Source organism: Frankia alni ACN14a, assembly GCF_000058485.1.
Classification (GTDB): Bacteria; Actinomycetota; Actinomycetes; order Frankiales; family Frankiaceae; genus Frankia; species Frankia alni.
This window is the reverse complement of the sequence record NC_008278.1, coordinates 2,480,548-2,494,102: the sequence shown is the minus strand read 5'-3', so window position 1 is coordinate 2,494,102 and position 13,555 is coordinate 2,480,548. Positions and strand designations below refer to the sequence as shown.

The 13,555-nt window shown below is 74.7% G+C and carries 12 protein-coding genes; 4 read left to right on the top strand and 8 right to left on the bottom strand.

Annotation, left to right across the window (positions count from 1 at the left end; genetic code table 11):
* Positions 1 to 14 precede the first annotated feature (14 nt).
* The 3 genes from FRAAL_RS09985 to FRAAL_RS09975 all read left to right on the top strand — a co-directional run bounded on the left by FRAAL_RS09985 (position 15) and on the right by FRAAL_RS09975 (position 2,271).
* Complete coding sequence (locus tag FRAAL_RS09985; protein ID WP_011603452.1) at positions 15 to 386, top strand: rhodanese-like domain-containing protein; 372 nt, start codon at positions 15 to 17, stop codon at positions 384 to 386.
* Positions 387 to 1,173: 787 nt separating this feature from the next.
* Positions 1,174 to 1,542 carry a WhiB family transcriptional regulator gene (locus FRAAL_RS09980; protein ID WP_011603451.1) on the top strand — a complete coding sequence of 123 codons (369 nt, stop codon included), beginning with the start codon at positions 1,174 to 1,176 and terminating at the stop codon, positions 1,540 to 1,542.
* Positions 1,543 to 1,728: 186 nt separating this feature from the next.
* Positions 1,729 to 2,271 carry a SixA phosphatase family protein gene (locus tag FRAAL_RS09975; protein ID WP_011603450.1) on the top strand — a complete coding sequence of 181 codons (543 nt, stop codon included), beginning with the start codon at positions 1,729 to 1,731 and terminating at the stop codon, positions 2,269 to 2,271.
* Positions 2,272 to 2,332: 61 nt separating this feature from the next.
* Here the strand turns inward: FRAAL_RS09975 and FRAAL_RS09970 are convergent, their stop codons facing one another.
* The 5 genes from FRAAL_RS09970 to FRAAL_RS09950 form a co-directional block, all read right to left on the bottom strand.
* Complete coding sequence (locus tag FRAAL_RS09970; RefSeq protein ID WP_308203131.1) at positions 2,333 to 2,524, bottom strand: hypothetical protein; 192 nt, start codon at positions 2,522 to 2,524, stop codon at positions 2,333 to 2,335.
* 252 nt (positions 2,525 to 2,776) lie between these two features.
* The gene (locus FRAAL_RS09965) at positions 2,777 to 4,297 is read right to left on the bottom strand and encodes an alpha,alpha-trehalose-phosphate synthase (UDP-forming) (RefSeq protein ID WP_011603448.1); all 1,521 of its coding nucleotides are present in this window, start codon (positions 4,295 to 4,297) and stop codon (positions 2,777 to 2,779) included.
* Positions 4,298 to 4,568: 271 nt separating this feature from the next.
* Positions 4,569 to 4,832, bottom strand: coding sequence for a hypothetical protein (locus FRAAL_RS09960; RefSeq protein ID WP_009739496.1), 264 nt, complete (start codon positions 4,830 to 4,832; stop codon positions 4,569 to 4,571).
* 6 nt (positions 4,833 to 4,838) lie between these two features.
* Positions 4,839 to 6,095, bottom strand: coding sequence for a hypothetical protein (locus FRAAL_RS09955; protein ID WP_157892029.1), 1,257 nt, complete (start codon positions 6,093 to 6,095; stop codon positions 4,839 to 4,841).
* A gap of 4 nt (positions 6,096 to 6,099) precedes the next feature.
* The gene (locus FRAAL_RS09950) at positions 6,100 to 9,285 is read right to left on the bottom strand and encodes an FtsK/SpoIIIE domain-containing protein (protein WP_041939096.1); all 3,186 of its coding nucleotides are present in this window, start codon (positions 9,283 to 9,285) and stop codon (positions 6,100 to 6,102) included.
* Positions 9,286 to 9,914: 629 nt separating this feature from the next.
* On the opposite strand from FRAAL_RS09950, the gene FRAAL_RS09945 reads away from it, so the two are divergent.
* Positions 9,915 to 10,574, top strand: coding sequence for a phosphatase domain-containing protein (locus FRAAL_RS09945; RefSeq protein ID WP_157734445.1), 660 nt, complete (start codon positions 9,915 to 9,917; stop codon positions 10,572 to 10,574).
* 60 nt (positions 10,575 to 10,634) lie between these two features.
* Here the strand turns inward: FRAAL_RS09945 and FRAAL_RS09940 are convergent, their stop codons facing one another.
* The 3 genes from FRAAL_RS09940 to FRAAL_RS09930 all read right to left on the bottom strand — a co-directional run bounded on the left by FRAAL_RS09940 (position 10,635) and on the right by FRAAL_RS09930 (position 13,247).
* Positions 10,635 to 11,474 carry an ABC transporter permease gene (locus tag FRAAL_RS09940; RefSeq protein WP_011603443.1) on the bottom strand — a complete coding sequence of 280 codons (840 nt, stop codon included), beginning with the start codon at positions 11,472 to 11,474 and terminating at the stop codon, positions 10,635 to 10,637.
* Positions 11,471 to 12,520, bottom strand: coding sequence for a daunorubicin resistance protein DrrA family ABC transporter ATP-binding protein (locus FRAAL_RS09935; RefSeq protein ID WP_011603442.1), 1,050 nt, complete (start codon positions 12,518 to 12,520; stop codon positions 11,471 to 11,473). The genes FRAAL_RS09940 and FRAAL_RS09935 overlap by 4 nt, the downstream gene beginning before the upstream one ends.
* Before the next feature lie 187 nt (positions 12,521 to 12,707).
* Positions 12,708 to 13,247: a MerR family transcriptional regulator gene (locus tag FRAAL_RS09930; RefSeq protein WP_041939095.1), complete on the bottom strand. Its 540-nt coding sequence runs from the start codon at positions 13,245 to 13,247 to the stop codon at positions 12,708 to 12,710.
* Positions 13,248 to 13,555 lie beyond the last annotated feature (308 nt).

The window sequence follows — 13,555 nt, the reverse complement described above, 5'->3', positions numbered from 1 at the left end:
GCAGGATCGACGCGATGCTCGCCGCGGCCCGCTCGCGGCTGCGCCGCCTCGAACCCGCCGAGGCGGCGCAGGCACTGGCCGAGGGCTCGGGCAGTGTCCTCGTCGACATCCGGCCGGCCGCCCAACGGGCCGCCGAGGGCGAGATCCCCGACGCCGTGGTCGTCGAGCGCAACGTGCTCGAATGGCGCTTCGATCCCACCAGCGACGCCCGGCTACCGATCGCGACCGGTGACGACCTGCAGGTCATCGTGATCTGTTCCGAGGGCTACACCTCCAGCCTCGCGGCCGACGCGCTGCGCCAGCTGGGCCTGCGGCGGGCCACCGACGTGATCGGCGGATACCACGCCTGGGCCGCCGCGGGCCTGCCGATCCGCGGCGGTGGGTGACCGGTCCGACGCCGACCGCCCCACCCGGTGGTACGCCACCGGGACTTTTCGCGTACCCGGGCCCCACCAGCGGCCCGTGCATCAGCAAAGGCGCCGAATGTGGTTCTGCGCACATTTCGCGGCCGAATCCGGCTCGGTAGCGCCCCCCGGACGGGGTTCCCCCGTTCGTCATCTGCCCGCAACGCGGCCGCGCGCGGCGCCGAGTGGGCGATCGTAGTCCTCTCGGTGGGGACTCCCGTGTTCCCTGTCGGCCACCGGACAGCGATCTCCCGGGCGCCCGTTTCCGCTGCCCACCAGCGACTCTCTCCTGACGGACAGCCTCGCCCCGCCCGCGGCCGCCAGTCCGGCCACGATCGTTCAGGTGGGCTCGCGTCGCCGCGGATCGCCCGTACGGCCTCCCGGCGCGCCTCCTGACGGCCCGCGGGAGCACTCCGGACGTCCGCGTTCCGGAACCCTTGCTATCCGGTCGAGAGACGTCTACGTTCCTCGGTTAACGAGACGAGACGGGATCGTTTCCGAGCGGAGCCCACCCCCGGTAAGCCACGCGAATGGCGCCGTCGGCGGATTCCTCCCGGAGCCCCAGGGGGCTTCTCGCCGCAACAAGGTTGACCTGCCTGTCTGGGGTGTCGCGCTACGCCGGATTTGGCGGTCTGCAAAAGCATGTGTCCGCCTTTGCAACGTCAGCAGGAGACGGTATGCCCAGTCAGCCCAGCGTGCTATCTGCCAGAAGCTCCGCCGCACCCATCTTCCTGTTCGCCGCGTGCCTCTGCGTCTGCGGTGATGCCCGATGAGCGCCGGGGTACCCGTTCTTCCCGGTCGTGACCTGCCGCCGCAGCCGTTCGGCGCCGGCTGGCCCGCCTACTGGCGCCAGGACGCGGCCTGCCGCGACGGCGACCCAGACGCGTTCTTCCCGCCGGACGGCCGTAACACCAAGGCCCGCGCCGCCGCCGAGACCCGCGCCCGCAAGATCTGCTCGGACTGCCCGGTGCAGCGTCCCTGCCTGGCCACCGCGATCTTCCGGCAGGAGGAGCACGGCGTGTGGGGTGGGCTGACCTCGGACGAGCGTGCCACCGTCGTTCCCCGCGGCCGCCTGAGCGCCGACGACGCGCTGGTGTTCGCCGACCGCCTGCTGCTGTCGGCCTCGGTCGCGAGCTGACCCTCGACGCTTGCTGACGGCGAACGGCCCGACCCCCACGCGGGGCCGGGCCGTTCGCCGTCAAGGTTCCTGGCTGGTACATTTCCGCATTCCAGAACAGCGCTACACGGCCATCCACGGCCATGCACGGAATGCGGGTGACCTCATGTTCTCCACGCGCGGTATCAGACTGCTCGGTGGTGCCGGGTGAGGCCGCCCCGCCGGCTGCTGCTGCTGCGTCACGCCAAGTCCGACTGGGCCGACGGATCGCTGCCGGACGTCGACCGGCCGCTGTCCGACGCCGGGCGCCGCGGTTGCCGGCTCATCGCCCGCCACCTCGCCGACAACGGGCTGGCCCCGGACCTCATCCTGTGCTCCGCCGCCCTGCGGACCAGGCAGACCGTCGAGGGCATCGCCGAGGCGCTGCCGGCGAGCGTGCCGGTGCTGGTCGAGGACCGGCTCTACCTGGCGGAGGCACAGGCCCTGCTGGAACGGCTGCACGAGGTCGACGACGGGGTGCCGAGCGTCCTGCTCGTGGGGCACAACCCGGGTATCCACACGCTCGCCGTGGCCCTGCTCGCCCCCGACGAACGCTTCCGGATCCCCACCTTTCCCACCGCCGCGCTCGCGGTCGAGGACCTTGCCGTGTCGCGGTGGGCCGAGCTCGGCCAGGACTCGACCCGGCTCGTCTCCTACGTCACTCCCCGCGCGCTGCGTGCGCAGGCCGACCCCCCGGCCGCCTCGAGCTGAGCGCGCCGGGCACCGCCCGACTCGCCGGGTTGCAGGCCGCCGGGGTTGCGGCTCGCCGGGATCAGTACGCCTGCTCCATGATCCGGGAGGCCAGGGCGATGATGCCGCCGCCGACCAGGAGCACGGCGGTGACGATCCACAGCGGCACCGAGGCAAGGATGAGCGCGAAGCACCCGATCACGGAGCCCGCGATCAGCAGCAGCACCGCCAGCCACGAACCCGTGTTGGCCTTGTGGTGACCGGTCTCACTCACGTCCACTCCTGTCCCTGTCATCGCGCCGCCGGCCGGCGGCGCGACGCGCCTCGTTCCCGCTGCGAGACTACCTGCGAACACCGACGGCGGATGCCCGGGGCCGATGTGCATTCGCCCCTTCTTCCGACCCGTCCGGGCGGGCGGGTCGGCAGGGTGATATCCGGACCGCACCGGGTCCTTCGGCCCGCGGTCCGCCAGCCCGTCCGACCCCGTCCCGCCGCCATCGCGCCTTCATCCCGGCACCATGGCGGCTCAGATGAACCCGGCGATCCGGCGCAGATCGACGAGTTGGTCGTCGAGCCAGCGCCGGACGTCGTGGGTGCGGACCTGTTCGGCGGCGGCCGCGAGCCGGCGGTGGCGCTCCTCCATCGGCATCGTCAGCGCCGTGTAGAGGGCGTCGGCCATCTGCTGGACGTCGAACGGCTGAAGGGTCACCGCGAACTCGCCGAGCTCCTCGTGGGCGCCGGCCATCTCGGACAGGGCCAGCACGCCGCCGCGGCGGTTGACGACCGCCACCTCCTTCGCGACGAGGTTCATCCCGTCGGCGATCGCGTTGACGATCAGCACGTCGCAGATCGAGTAGGCCGCCACCGCCAGCGGGAAGTCCTCCACCATCCGCAGGTCGATCGGCTGGCGGCCCTCCTTGGTGTGCCGGGCGTTGATCTCGGCGACCAGCGCGCCGATGAGCGCGATGTAGTCGGCGTACTCCGGGACGTCGGTGCGGCTGGGCTGCAGCAGAGCGAGGAAGCTGACCTTGCCGACGAGCTCGGGATGCTGGTCGAGCAGCGTGCCGAAGGCGAGGAAGCCCCGCACCACGTTCTTGCTCGGGTCGGTGCGGTCGACGCGCAGGATGAGCTGGCGATCGTCGTCGAGGAAGATGTAGCGCAGCATCGCGATGTGCGCGGCGACCTCCTCCGACGCCTGGGTGGCGTCGAGCGCGGCCGCGTCGACCGAGATCGGGTAGTAGCGGGCGCGAACGACCCGGTCTCCGACGGTGACGGTGAGCTTCTCCAGGTCGACGGGCAGGCCGAGGAGCTCCTGGGCGCACAGGACGAAGTTGCGGGCGTAGCGGCGGGTGTGAAAGCCGACGACGTCGCTGCCGAGCAGCCCACGCAGCAGCCGCTCGCGGATGTCACCGGGCAGGATGCGCCACTCGTCCGGGCCCGGCCAGGGGATGTGCACGAAGTGGGTGAGCACGACGTCGGGGCACTGCTCGCGCACCCAGTCGGCGACCAGGTAGAAGTGGTAGTCCTGCAGCAGGACGAGGGCCTTGCCCCCGCGGGCGCGCACCTCGTCGACCACCGCGTCGGCGTAGGCGCGGTTGACCGCCGCGTACCCGTTCTCGAAGGCGTCGTGCTCGGCCCGGGTCAGCACCGGCGCGAGCGACCGGCCGTAGAGGCCGTGCTGGATGAACCAGAGGATCGGGTTGGACCACACGCTGTAGAAGTCGGCGTAGGCGGTCGGGTCGGTGACGACGAGACGGACCCGGATCGCCGGGCCGTCCGGCTCGCCGTCCACCACGTGGGGCTGGGGCTGCGTCTGGACGAGGATGGACCCGCCCGCGCTCTCCGCCGCGACGGCGGCGTCCTCCTCGCCGGCGGCGCCGCAGACCCACACGGCGTCGTCGAGGTGTTCGGCGAGTCCGGACAGGGCGGACACGAGGCCCCCCGCGCCCCGGTTCACGGTGCGCCCGGAGGCGTCCCGGTCGAAGCTGACAGGACCGCGGTTGGACAGGAGTACGAGAGGCAGGTCGAGGGGGATGAAGTCCGACACGGCGGATGCAGCCTCCTGGTCACGGGCGGTACTCGGCGTCCGGTGCCCCTGATCGCTCGGGCGCCCGGGCGCACGGGGACAATCCGGACTGTAGTGAGCCCCGCTTTCGGATGCACCGCGTTGCGGGGTGCCTGAAGCGTTGTTACCCAGACCTTCATCTGGTCACTGTTGCCACCGACGCGATTTCCGTCCGTAACCAACACGTACCACCATTGTGGAGAGGCGGCCGTCCCCGGCGACATCGAGTGTGCCGACGATCACGACAGGTGGGCTACAGGCCGTCCCGGTAGTCCCGGACCTCCTGCACGGCCGAGCCCAGGGAGGCAAGCGACATCTGCAATGTGTCACGCGTCTCGACGAGCGCACTGGTGAGCTGCTCGACGGCCCGATGCTCGCTGCCGTCGGTCGCCGCGATCACCATCGCCTGCGCCTCTTCGATCATGCTCAGCGCGCCCTCGAGCTGGCCGGCGACCTCCTCGGTGCGCCGGAACGCCTCGTCGAGCTGCGCCTTGACGTCGGCGATCGTGCCTGACACCCGTCCTCATCCCTTCCTGGAGCCACCGGCCCGCGAGCCGGACGCCGGCGCCTGCTCGACGCCCGAGCCGAGCCCAAGGCCGAACCGGGCCGCGGCCGCGAGCGCGAGCAACGCGGCGGCCACGTCGACCGGCGCCATCGGCGCGAGCCGGAACGTGGCGAGCACCGCCACCGCGGCGGCGCCCGCTCCCAGCATGCCTGCCCGGAACACCGCCTTCACCCCGTCTTCGGAGCCGGCCGCCACGGCCACCAGCGCCGCCGCGAGCACCGCCGCGCCGATGATGCAGGGCAGCCCGGGCGCCTCGGTGAACACCCGCAGCACCCCCACGAACACGAGGCTGAGCAGACAGGCGAGCGCGGTCATCAGCCCGGCGGAGGCCGAACCAGCGGCCTTGGAGACCGCGCGCAGCTCGGCGGCCTTGCTCATCGCCTCCAGGCAGAGGTCGTAGGCCTGGCGGGGAGCGGTACGCGGATCGACCGGGGCGGTCGCCGCCGGCTGCCCGACGGCGCCGAGCTCCCCGCGCCCCGACCGACCCTCGCGCCCCGACCGGCCCGCACCACGCGCCTCGCGCCCGTCGCCCGCCGGCCGGCGGCCCTCGCGGCCGGCGGCATCGCCGACGGCCGGCCCGCCGCGCAGGTCCCGTCCGGAACTCGCCAGCGGCCGACCGGCCCGCCGCTGGGCCGGCGCGTCGGCGCCGCGACGCGGGGCGGCCTTCTTCGTGAGCGCGACCGCGGGCTCGGCGGCGGCCGGCCTGAGCTGGTCGAGGTCGGTGAGCCCGTACTGGGCCAGCGGCTCGGCGACCTGGGCCCAGACGCTCTCGACCCGGGCCCGGATGTCGGCGGCGGCCTCACGGTGCCGGCGCGCCTGCGCGCGGCCGCCCTGACGTCGCTGGTAGGCGTCCCGGTCCGCGCGGGCGCGGGCGGCGTCGGAGGCGCCGAGCAGCCGGCGGTACTGCATCGCCGCCCGCAGCGGATCGTCGGGGCCCAGACCGAGACCGGGATCGGGATCGCTGTCGGGATCGGGGTCGGCAGTCGCGGGCGGCCGGCCCGGGGCGGGTACGGCCGTGATCGCGGGCGGGTCCGGCGTCGCCGTCGCGCCGCGCTGCCACGACCCGGCGATGGACCAGGCCTCGGGGTCCAACGGCTCAGCTCCCGCCATCATCGCGTTCCGTTCTCCCCCGGCTCCGGCCGGCCGGGCGCGCCCCGCCTCGCGGCGGGCACCCGCCCAGCCGGCGCCGTCTGGATCTTCCTGCCCGATCGCCACCGGCCTACCCCCGCACCATCGGCGCGAACGGCACCACCGTGCGCGGTTCGGACTGGGTGTGCCGGTCGAACAGCACCGCCCGGTTCGGCATCGTCCCGCCGGCCACCGGGCGGTGGCCGGCGAGGGCGAACAGGTCACTGCCCGGCACGCCCGCAGCCGCCCAGGCCGCGATGTCGTCCCGGTTCACCGGCCCCAGGTCCTCCGCCATCCGGGACACCCCGCGCCACCAGCCGACCAGGTGGACGCGGGTAGCCGGGCCACGGCGGGTGACCGTGCGCAGATCGTCGAGGCCGGTGCGGCGCGACGCCGGATCACGCACCTCCAGGGCGGCCCGCCCGGCGTCCATCGCGAACACCACCACCAGCCGCAGGGGCGGCAACGGACCGCCGGCGCCGGCGAGCGCCGCCTCCTCCCGGGCCCGGCAGGCGTCCGCGGCGGCGGCCAGCACCGCGCGCAGCCCGGTGACGTCGACGACCCGCACGGGGTGGCCGGCGCGCCGCATCCGCTGGGCGAGGATCTCCGCCGCGCCGAGCGCGGTCGGCTCCGCGGCGACGATCTCCGCGACGAGGCCGCCGGCCGGGAGCTGGGCGGCGACGCTGGCCGCCGCCGCCTGCACCATGCCGACCGCCTCCCGGCGCAGCGGGCCGAGCACGGCGAGATGGCGCCCGGGCGAGGCGGCGAGGCGAACCCCGACCGCCGCCGGAGCGAGGTCGACGGGCACCCCGACCAGTGCGAGCGGGTCGCCGCCGGGCATCGCGCTGCCGGCCACCTCGACGCCGGGCATCGCGCTGCCGGCCACCTCGACGCCGGGCAGCTCGACGCCGGGCAGCTCGGCCCCGGCTGTCTCCGTCCCGGGCATCCCGACCCCGGGCATCGCTGCGGCGGACGTGGCGGCGCCGGGCCACGCGGACCGGTCGGGAGTGGGGGCGAGGGACGCCGACCCGGCGGAGGGGTACGCGCCGATCGCGATGGGCTGGTCGTCTCCGATCGGCGCGGCCGTGGACTCGATCGCCGGCGGCGCGGGGCGCCCGTCCAACGCGCGGTAGACCGGGTTGTCGTCGAGGATCGCCGGGGCGTGGCCGACGAAGACCCGCGGCCGCGGCGCCGACGGCAGGCTGCGCGCCGTGGTGGTCGCCAGCCGGTCCCGCAGCCGGGCGATCACGTCCGGGTCGGGGAAGGCGACCCGGACGAGCTCGTTGCCGGCCGGATGGCCGTTGCGCCGGTTCACGATCGCCTCGCCGACGCCGGACAGCGCGCCCGCGGCCTCGTTCGCCGTGGACAGCAGGACCCGCGACTCCGAGATCGAGGTGCGCAGCGCCACCCGCAGCGCGAACTGGCCGAAGATCGAGCCACGCTTGCCGGCGGTGGAGTCGAGGGCGTCGATGCCGGACAGCGTCTGGCTGGCCAGCAGCAGATGGACGCCGTAGGCACGGCCCTGGCGGGCCAGGACCTCCAGGTGGGCGACGCCCTCGCGGGCGATGGCGTCCATCGGGGTGAGCATCACCTGGAACTCGTCCACGACGACGAGGACCCGCGGCCAGGCGGAACTGCGGTCGGCGGCGCGCAGGCCGCGCAGGTCCCGCGCGCCGACGGCGCGCATCGCCACCGAGCGCCGCCGCATGTCCTCGCGGACCGCGCGCAGGACGGCGACGCCGAACTCACGGTCGCTCTCGATCCCGACGGTGTCGGCGTGTGGCAGGAAGAACGGGTCGGTGGCCCCGGCGGCGAACTGGGCGAACTCCAGGCCCTCCTTGAAGTCCAGCAGGTGGAAGCGGACCTGGTCGGGGGCGTAGCGGGCGGCGATGCCGTAGACCATGTCCAGCAGCAGGGTCGACTTGCCGGCGCCGGCCTGACCGCCGACGAGGGCGTGGACGGTGTCGTCGTCGAAGGTGAGCCGCACCGGGCCGTCGGGGCCCTGGGCGACGGGCACGCTGATGCCGGCGGCGCTGTCGGACTCCCACAGGGCGCCGGGCAGCAGCTCGGCGATGCCGGGGGGGCGGGACGCCTCGCGGGCGGCCGCGTCGGCGACCTGCCTGGTGACGGCGGTGACGAGAGCCGCCGGCGGCGGCGGGTCGAGCTGGACGGCCAGCAGGCCGGTCAGCGATGTGCGCCACAGGCCGGGCTGCGCACCGCGCCAGTCCGGGCGGTCGGCGAGCAGCTCGACGGCGGTGAACACCACCGAGTTCGGCAGCGCCTCGGCGACCGAGTCGGCCGCCTCGTCCGGGCGCGGATCTTCGAAGTCGGGATCGGGCGGGGTCACGTCGTCGAGGTCGTCGCCGGCGTCCAGGCCGCCCGGGTGGGGCTGCGGGACGAGCTGGACGATGGACAGGACGTGGACGCCGCAGGCGGGCCCCTGCGCGGCGACGGCCGCCAGCGACCGGGCGCCCTCCTCGTACAGGCGCGGATCGCCGAGCAGCACCAGCAGCAGCCACGGCTCCGGCCGGCCGTGGCCGGCGTCCTCGCGTTCGCGCAGCGAGTCGAACCGGCCGGCGAGCCGCTCGACGGTGATGCGGCCCACCTCGGCGGACAGCTCGGCGAGGCGTTCCTCCAGCCGGGCCCGGGTGGTGATGGTGGCCGACGCGACGCCGGCGGCCCGCAGCGGCGCGAAGCCCGCGAGGCCGGCGCCGAGCTCGTGCGGGTCGTAGACGACGAGCTGGACCCGGCCGGCGGGCACCGCGGCGAGGATCCGAGTGAGCAGCCCGCGGACGAGATCGACCGCGGCGGCGCGCCGCGCCGGGGTGGTCTCGATCCGCAGGTTGCGGCCGTCGAGCAGGGGCACCGCCAGCGGCACCGTGCTGTGCGGCGCGCCGGGCTCGTCCGGCGGGATGACGACCTGCCCGACCTGCCACAGGCCCGGGCGGAAGCGGCCGCGCGCGCCACCCGCCGCGGCGGGGGCGGCACCGAACGGGCCGTGCCGCCAGTCGGGCGCGGCCCAGGAGGCACCGGCGAAACCACGGGCCCCGCTGCGAGCGATCATCCTGGCCTGCGCCAGCTCGGCGTCGACGCCCTGCGACCCGGTCGCCGTGCCCGGTCGCCCCGGGGCGCCCGGCGCCGCCGTGGTCGCGGCCGGCGCTCCGCCGCGTTCGAGCTCGGCCGCCTGCTCCTCCAGCCGGTCGGCAAGAGCCAGCGCCGCTCCCAGCGAGGACTGAATACCGGCCACGAGCGTGCGCGCCCGCCGGGTACCCGACATCGTCGACCTCCCCACACCATCTCCGCACCACACCGGGAGTACCGGGAGCGCCGGGCGACCGCCGCCGCGTCGGGCACCCGGCGACGCCAATTCCCCCGACGACCATGACACGTCCGAGGGAGCAAACATCCCAGAACCCGCCGACCGGCCGAACCGGCGTACCCGCCGGGCGGCCGTGGGGGTGGCGCCGTCACCGAGCGGCACCGGATGCTGACCATGGCCACGCTAGCGACTCACCTGGCGCCGACGTGGCCGTTCGGACCCGGATCACACCCGCCGCCACCGCACGGACGACGCCGAGACCACCCCCGCCCGCCAGCGCGGACCCGATCGGTCGGGTGTCCGCGCGCTGCGGCCTGTGGGCCACCCGACACCGTCGCGAGGCGTCGAACCGGTTTCGCCGATCCATGACCATGACAGGGCCGCCGCGGCCCGCGACGGGTGGCGCCCACGACGGGGTGGAAGGTGCGATGTTCGAGGCGATCCGGCAGACAGCGCACGACCGGGACCGATATGCGGCACCGGGCGCGTGTTCAATGGCCGGGCGAGGGCAACGTCCCCGGCGGGTCGTCGACGAGCCGCCCGGCGGGGGCGCGCAGCGTCGATGGCCACGCGGGAAGGGGATCCAGGTGACGGACGCGGCTGAAGCGGCGGGAATCGCCGGCACGGCCGACCGGACCAGCGGCACGGCCGAACGGACCGGCGGCACGGCCGACCGGACCGGCGGCACGGTGGGCGGCTCACCGCCCGGCGGCCCGGCCGACTCCGCCGCGGCGAGAGCCGGCGGTCGGGGGGAGCCGATGGTGCCGGAGCAGCGGCCGCTCGCGGTCATCGACGTGGACGGGGTGGTGGCCGACGTCCGTCACCGGCTGCGGTTCCTGCGGGCGAGCCCCGGCGACTGGGAGGCGTTCTTCGCCGCGGCGCCCGCGGACCCGCCGCTGGCCGAGGGGGTCGAGCTGGTCCACCGGCTCGCCCGCGACCACGAGGTGGTATGGCTGACCGGCCGGCCGGAACGGTCGCGGGCGGCGACCTGGCGCTGGCTGGGCGAGCAGGGCCTGCCCCTGGGGGAGCTGCGGATGCGCCCCGACGACGACCGCCGCCCGGCCCGGGTGTTCAAGCGCGCCGAGCTGCGCCAGCTCGGCGCGCGACGGCAGGTCGCCGTCGTGGTCGACGACGACCCCGCCGTGGTGGACCTGCTGCGCGCCGACGGCTGGCCGGTGCTGCGGGCCGAATGGCTCGCCTACGAGGCCACCCTGGGCAACGCCCAGGAGTCCGAGGGCCGCACCTGAGCCGACCACGGCACGGCAGGCACCGGTCGGGGCACCGCATGCCGGACGGCACGGCTCGGCTCAGCCCGACGCCGACCTGCGGTGGATCCCGACGGCCAGCGGCGCGAACACCGCCAGCAGGCCCAGGCACCAGGCGAGGGACTGCAGCAGCGACGACGACACCGGGCCGCCGAGGAACAACGACCGGACGGCGTCGATGGTCACCGACACCGGCTGGTGGCGAGCGAACGCCTGCAACCAGCCCGGCATCGTCGCGACCGGCGCGAAGGCGGAGCTCGCGAAGACCAGCGGGAAGATCCAGACGAAGCCCCCCGACTGGGCCGCCTCGGCGCTGCGCACCGACAGGCCGATCACCGCGGACAGCCAGCAGAACGCGTAGGAGAACAGCAGGATCAGGCCGAACCCGGCGAGCACCGCGGGCACGGTCGTGTCGCCGAACCGGAACCCGACCGCCAGCCCCACCGCCAGCATGACCACGATGATGAAGGCGTTGCGCAGCAGGTCGGACAGGGTCCGGCCGGTGAGCAGCGCCGAGCGGGTCATCGGCAGCGACCGGAACCGGTCCATCAGGCCGCGTTGGCGGTCCTCCGCCAGGCCGAGCCCGGTGACCATCGCGCCGAAGATCACCGTCTGCGTGAACACGCCGGGCATCAGGTAGTCGACGTAGTCCAGCCCGCCGCCGACGTTGATCGCGCCGCCGAAGACGTAGGTGAACAGCAGCACGAACAGGACGGGCTGGACCGTCGCGAAGACGGTCAGCTCCGGGATCCGCCAGGTCTGGACGAGGTTGCGCCGCGCCATGACCCAGGCGTCGATGACCGCCCACGCCAGCGACCCGCGGCGCACGGGCACCAGCTCGACGGATCCCGCCCGTGGGTCGCCGGTGTCCAGGATGGTCATGGTGCCGCCACCGTCCGCTCGTCCCGATCGTCGCCGCCGCGGCCGGCGCCGTCGCGCGCGGCCGGGACGGCGGAGCCGGCCACGGCCGGCTGCGCACCGCCGGCCCTGCGACCCGTCATGCTGAGGAAGACCTCGTCCAGGGACGGCCGGTGCAGGGCGACGTCGTCGATCCGCACGGCGATCTCGTCGAGCGCCCGGACCACGTCCGACAGCACGCCGGCGCCCGCCACCGGCACGCCCACCCGCCGCGTCGCCGGGTCGGCCGTCGCCGGCCCCGTGCCGAACCGGTCGAGCACGGCCCGAGCCGCCTCGACCTGGGCGGGATCGTCCCCGGCGAGGACGAGGTCGAGCCGGCTTCCCCCGATGCGCGCCTTCAGCTCGTCGACGGTGCCCTCCGCGATGACCCGGCCACCGTCGATCACGGAGATCCGGTCGGCGAGCCGATCCGCCTCCTCCAGGTACTGCGTCGTGAGCAGCACCGTCGTGCCGTCGCGGACCAGATCCTCCACGACCCGCCACAGGGCGGCCCGGCTGCGCGGATCCAGGCCGCTGGTCGGCTCGTCGAGGAACAGCACCGGCGGGTTGATGATGAGGCTGGCGGCGAGGTCGAGCCGGCGGCGCATCCCACCCGAATAGGTGCGCGTCTGGCGGCCGGCGGCGTCGGCCAGGTCGAACCGGTCGAGCAGCTCCCGGGCGCGGGCCCGGGCGACGCCGGCCCGCAGCCGGTAGAGCCGGCCGAACATCTCCAGGTTCTCCAGCCCCGTGAGCCGCTCGTCGACCGCGGCGTACTGGCCGGTCAGCCCGATGCGAGCCCGCAGCACGTCGGGCTCGCGCACGACGTCGACGCCGAGTACCCGGGCCCGCCCGCCGTCCGGGCGCAGCAGCGTCGACAGAATGCGGACCGCCGTCGTCTTACCGGCGCCGTTGGGACCGAGCACGCCGTGGACCGTGCCCGAGGCGACCCGCAGGTCCAGCCCGGCCAGCGCCGGTTTGCCCCGGTAACTCTTCTGCAGGCCTTCGGCGAGGACCGCGGGTTCGTCTGCCACAGTGCGGACCGTATGCCACCCCACCGACAGTTCCCGTGATTGTCCGGGCCCAGCCCCTGCCGGACTCCTGCCCATCAGCGGCGCACCGGCTCGCCCTCGCCGGAAATCGGCGAAAAGCGATGCCGACATAATCCGCGGCCGACAAATCCCGGACATTCATGCGTCCGGGGGAAACGCGCGGCGGGGCTCAGGCGCTGCTGCGCCGGGTGCGCCGGCTGGCGAGCTCGTCGCCCGGGTGGGTGGCGGGCGGCTGGCCGGGGCGCTCGCAGGGCAGCTCGGCGAGCTGGCCGCGCATGTCGCGCAGGGCCCGACCGACCGCGATCGCGAACACCCCCTGGCCGCCGCGGACCAGATCGATCACCTGGTCGTCCGAGGTGCACTCGTAGACGGTCGAGCCGTCGCTGATCAGGGTGAGCTGGGCCAGGTCGTCCACTCCCCGGGTGCGCAGGTGCTCCACGGCGACCCGGATGTTCTGCAGCGAGACGCCCGCCTCCAGCAGCTTGCGGACGACCCGCAGAACGAGGACGTCCCGGAAGGAGTACAGCCGCTGGCTGCCCGAGCCGGACGCGCCGCGGACGCTGGGGACCACCAGGCCGGTCCGCGCCCAGTAGTCGAGCTGGCGGTAGGTGATGCCCGCCGCGGCACATGCTGTCGGCCCGCGGTATCCGACATCGTCCCCAGGAGGTTCGGGGATCTCGTCCGGAAAGAGCTGGCCCTGTTCGATCATCGTCGTACGCACTTCGCCGCCATGCCAGCCCCATCCTCCGGATCGATCCGGGTCGGTCCAGGCGGCCGGTCACCCGGTCCCGCCATCCCGGACGCCCAGCCCGGTCGAGTCACTTCCACGGCCACGTCCGGATCGTCCCGACCAGACGCCACCAGCCCGCACCGGCACCCACCGCCGGCCCGCGAGCGAGCGGGCCGGCACGTCGCCATCGAGCGACGTGACCCCGGACCGGCCCGAGACGCGCGCGACGCACGCGCCCCGGCCTCCCGCGGCGCGGGTCCACAGGTCCGGGCACGGACCGCCGTCAC

Bases quoted from the DNA above. Each gene is read 5' to 3' on its own strand.
- FRAAL_RS09980 (WP_011603451.1), top strand. From the start codon at position 1,174: ATGAGCGCCGGGGTACCCGTTCTTCCCGGTCGTGACCTGCCGCCGCAG.
- FRAAL_RS09950 (WP_041939096.1), bottom strand. From the start codon at position 9,285: ATGTCGGGTACCCGGCGGGCGCGCACGCTCGTGGCCGGTATTCAGTCC.
- FRAAL_RS09930 (WP_041939095.1), bottom strand. From the start codon at position 13,247: ATGATCGAACAGGGCCAGCTCTTTCCGGACGAGATCCCCGAACCTCCT.
- FRAAL_RS09940 (WP_011603443.1), bottom strand. From the start codon at position 11,474: ATGACCATCCTGGACACCGGCGACCCACGGGCGGGATCCGTCGAGCTG.
- FRAAL_RS09985 (WP_011603452.1), top strand. From the start codon at position 15: ATGCTCGCCGCGGCCCGCTCGCGGCTGCGCCGCCTCGAACCCGCCGAG.